Here is a 3,113-nt window from a genome sequence, read left to right on the forward strand (position 1 = left end):
GCCGCGGGGCCCTCGCTGACGCTGGTCACCTTCAACATCTGGCACAATCAGGGAGACTGGGCCGCGCGGCTGCCGCTGCTGATCGCGGCGATCCGGGCGGAGAATCCGGACGTCGTCGCCCTGCAGGAGGTGCTGGAGGATGCGGCCGTCGGCCTGCCCAACCAGGCGCGCACCCTCGCCGACGCCCTGGGCGGCTATCAGATGCATTTCGTCTCGACCGACGCCGAGGGCGCCCCGCGCCGGTACGGCAACGCCATACTGAGCCGCCTGCCGGTGCTGGCGCACGACTGGAAGAAGCTGGAGCCGCTGGACGACTACCGCACCGCCGTCCGGGCGCGGATCGACGTCGGCGGCCGGCCCGTCGACATCGTCAACACCCACCTGGCCTGGCAGGCGGACGCCCAGGCCGTGCGGGCGCGCCAGATCGCCGATCTGATGGCCTGGCTGCCCAGGGACGGAACGCCGCTGATCGCCACGGGCGACTTCAATGCGGTGCAGGAGGACGCCGGGCTGGCGGTGCTGACGGGGCAGCGGTTCTTCAGCGCCCTGCCCCGCGGATCCGCGCCCACGACCCTGAACCCGGCCAAGGGCCACCCGCCCCGCGTCATCGACCACATCTTCGCCGAAGCGGCCCGGTTCGCGCCCGTGCGGTCAGCCGTGATCGGCGCCGAGCCGACCGGCGGGGAATATCCGTCCGACCATTTCGGCGTGGCGGCGACCCTCAGGCTGCGCTGAACCGGCGCGACAGCCAGCGGGCGGCGACGGCGCTGAGCGCCGCGACCCCAAGCATGCCCGCGGCCGGGACCAGGGCGGCGATGTCCTCGCCCAGCGGACCGACCACCGGAATCAGGGCCCACAGGATGGCGATCCCGGCGACGCCCCACGGCACCAGGGCCGCAACGGTCATCCACGCCCGGCGCAGGGCGATCCGCTGCGCCAGCTGCGCCTGGAAGGCGTAGTCCCGCGCCGGCGGGGCTTCCGCGGCGAACAGGGCCTGGAGTTTCTGTTCAGGCGTCATCGTCGGACCCTTTGAGCGCCGCAAGCAGCCGCGCCCGTCCGCGCGCAACATGCGACTTCACCGTGCCGAGAGGCAAGCCCAGGGCGACCGAGGCCTCGCCGTGCGACCAGCCGTCGGCCAGGCACAGGGCGACGCAGGCGCGGACATCCGGCGGCAGTTCCGCCATCGCCGCGGCCATGGACAGCCGGTCCTCGTGCGACACGCCGGCGGGCGGAGCGGCCGTCTCCAGCCAGACATTGTCCCGCGCCGCGCCGCGCCGCGCGCCGCGGATCCGGTCCTGCGCCTTGCGCCAGGCGATGCCGCACAGCCAGGCCCGCACGCCGGACGGATCCCTGAGCGACCGCAGCGAGCGCCATGCGGCGAGGAAGGCGTCCTGGGCCACATCGTCCGCCTCGGCCCAGCCCCTGCCCAGGGCCCGGCGCAGAAAGGCGCGAACGGCCGCCTGATGCCGTTCGACCAGCCGCGAGAAGGCGGCGTCCGAGCCGGCGGTTGCGCGGCCCACCAGCTCGGCGTCTGTCAGAAGTCCGTCCATGCCCCCGGTCCCGGTCGGGCATCAGCCCCGCCGGCGTCCCGTCAGGGCCGAGACCAGACAGGCCAGGCACAGGGCGCCCAGGACGAAGGTCACGATCAGGAAGGCCTCTCCGGCGCCGTACATGTCGGTGTAGGCGGCGTAGCCGAAGCCGGCGCCCATGACCCCGAACAGGACCACCGAGAACCAGTTGCCGTCGTTCATGCGGCTGCCGCGGTCCTCGTTCGGGGAGTCCCACATGCCGCTGCCGTCGATGGGACGATCCAGCACCTTGAGCAGGGCCTCGGGCGGCTCCTGGCCCCGGGCCGCATAGGTCTTGATCAGGTCCAGCGTATCCTTCTGGCGTCGATAGTTGAGGAAGCTGGAGAAGCCTCCGAACACGAACCAGGCCAGCGGGAACAGCAACCACCAGTAGGAACGGAAAAGGTCTTCCATGATCTTCACCCCTCATGAGCCGGACGCCCTGCCCGCGCTTTCATAGGGTAGTCGCCGCCGACCGCGCCAGCGGATGCGGCCTGCTCGAATTTTTGCGCCTCCGGTGCGAGCGGGAGAGCGCAACCCATCTTGCGGCCCCGCGTTCGCTGGCGGACACTCAGTCCCACACCGGAGCCTCCCCCATGGTCCAGATCACCTATCGCATCGTCGAGCATGACGGAGGCTGGGCCTATCAGTCGGGCGGCACCTATTCCGAGACCTATCCGACCCACGAGTCGGCGCGCGCCGCCGCCGTCGCCGTGGCGCGCGAGCAGAAGGTGCCGGACGAGGACACGCTGATCGAATACGCCGACTCCTCGGGCCGCTGGATCACCGAACGCGCCGACGGCCACGACCGTCCCGAGGTCGACGTCGAGGGCTGATCGGGCGCCGGCGCATGCCCGCGGCGTCAGCATGGGCTATGATCCCGGCGCAGGAACGCAGGAGAGCCTCATGATCCGCTTGTCGCCCCGCTTCGCCGCTCCCTTCGCCATGGTCGTCGCCCTCGCCTTCCCCGCGGCGGCCCAGCAGGTCCGGTATTACGAGGTGCCGCCCGGCGGGCGCGCCCACGACGTGGCCGTCACCTCCGACGGAGAGGTCTGGTGGACGGTCCAGCGCGGCGGCGGCCACGGCATCCTGGATCCCCGCACGGGTGAGACCGTGATCGTGCCGCTGGGCGAAGGATCCGCGCCGCACGGCGTCATCGTCGGGCCCGACGGAAACGCCTGGATCACCGACGGGGGCCAGAATGCGATCGTCCGCGTCGACCGCGCCACCCGCGAGGTCAAGGTCTGGCCGCTGCCGGCGGAGACGGGGCCGGTGAACATGAACACCGCCACCTTCGACCATCGCGGCCGCATCTGGTTCACCGGCCAGACCGGATTCTACGGCCGGCTCGACCCCGCGACCGACGACATGAAGGTGTGGGCGGCGCCGCGCGGCCGGGGTCCCTACGGGATCACCACCACCCCGTCGGGCGACGTCTGGTACGCCTCCCTGGCCGGCAGTCATATCGCGAAGGTCGATCTCGATACCGGCGAGGCGACCGTCGTCGAGCCGCCCACCCCGAACCAGGGCGCGCGGCGCGTCTGG

At 71.9% G+C, this 3,113-nt stretch carries 6 protein-coding genes; 3 read left to right on the forward strand and 3 right to left on the reverse strand.

The annotated features are described in order from the left end of the window. Nucleotides 1-735: endonuclease/exonuclease/phosphatase family protein (locus V6M42_RS02275; RefSeq protein ID WP_332676868.1), on the forward strand; the 735-nt coding region annotated here is incomplete at its 5' end. On the opposite strand, the gene V6M42_RS02280 is transcribed toward V6M42_RS02275, so the two are convergent. Genes V6M42_RS02280 through V6M42_RS02290 form a run of 3 tightly spaced genes read right to left on the reverse strand, consistent with a single transcriptional unit; the run spans nt 722 to nt 1,982 of the window. Further along, nucleotides 722-1,018: a hypothetical protein gene (locus V6M42_RS02280; RefSeq protein ID WP_332660548.1), complete on the reverse strand. Its 297-nt coding sequence runs from the start codon at nt 1,016-1,018 to the stop codon at nt 722-724. The two genes, V6M42_RS02275 and V6M42_RS02280, sit on opposite strands and share 14 nt — an antisense overlap. Next, nucleotides 1,008-1,550, reverse strand: a complete 543-nt coding sequence (locus V6M42_RS02285; protein WP_332660549.1) for an RNA polymerase sigma factor — start codon at nt 1,548-1,550, stop codon at nt 1,008-1,010. Before V6M42_RS02285 ends, V6M42_RS02280 begins: the two co-directional genes overlap by 11 nt. Nucleotides 1,551-1,571: 21 nt before the next feature. Next, entirely contained in the window at nt 1,572-1,982 is a 411-nt protein-coding gene (locus V6M42_RS02290; protein WP_332660550.1) for a hypothetical protein, read from the reverse strand. 182 nt (nt 1,983-2,164) lie between these two features. On the opposite strand from V6M42_RS02290, the gene V6M42_RS02295 reads away from it, so the two are divergent. Together V6M42_RS02295 and V6M42_RS02300 are read left to right on the forward strand one after the other, a co-directional pair. After that, nucleotides 2,165-2,404 carry a DUF2188 domain-containing protein gene (locus V6M42_RS02295; RefSeq protein ID WP_332660551.1) on the forward strand — a complete coding sequence of 80 codons (240 nt, stop codon included), beginning with the start codon at nt 2,165-2,167 and terminating at the stop codon, nt 2,402-2,404. A 70-nt stretch (nt 2,405-2,474) separates the two neighbouring features. After that, a partial coding sequence (locus V6M42_RS02300) for a Vgb family protein (protein ID WP_442880910.1) occupies nt 2,475-3,113 on the forward strand: 639 nt, incomplete at its 3' end.

It is taken from the genome of Brevundimonas sp. (assembly GCF_036677305.1).
Taxonomy (GTDB): Bacteria; Pseudomonadota; Alphaproteobacteria; order Caulobacterales; family Caulobacteraceae; genus Brevundimonas.

What these genes read in the sequence shown, in the direction of transcription:
- V6M42_RS02280 (WP_332660548.1), bottom strand. Translation starts at nt 1,018, where the DNA reads ATGACGCCTGAACAGAAACTCCAGGCCCTGTTCGCCGCGGAAGCCCCG.
- V6M42_RS02285 (WP_332660549.1), bottom strand. Translation starts at nt 1,550, where the DNA reads ATGGACGGACTTCTGACAGACGCCGAGCTGGTGGGCCGCGCAACCGCC.
- V6M42_RS02290 (WP_332660550.1), bottom strand. Translation starts at nt 1,982, where the DNA reads ATGGAAGACCTTTTCCGTTCCTACTGGTGGTTGCTGTTCCCGCTGGCC.
- V6M42_RS02295 (WP_332660551.1), top strand. Translation starts at nt 2,165, where the DNA reads ATGGTCCAGATCACCTATCGCATCGTCGAGCATGACGGAGGCTGGGCC.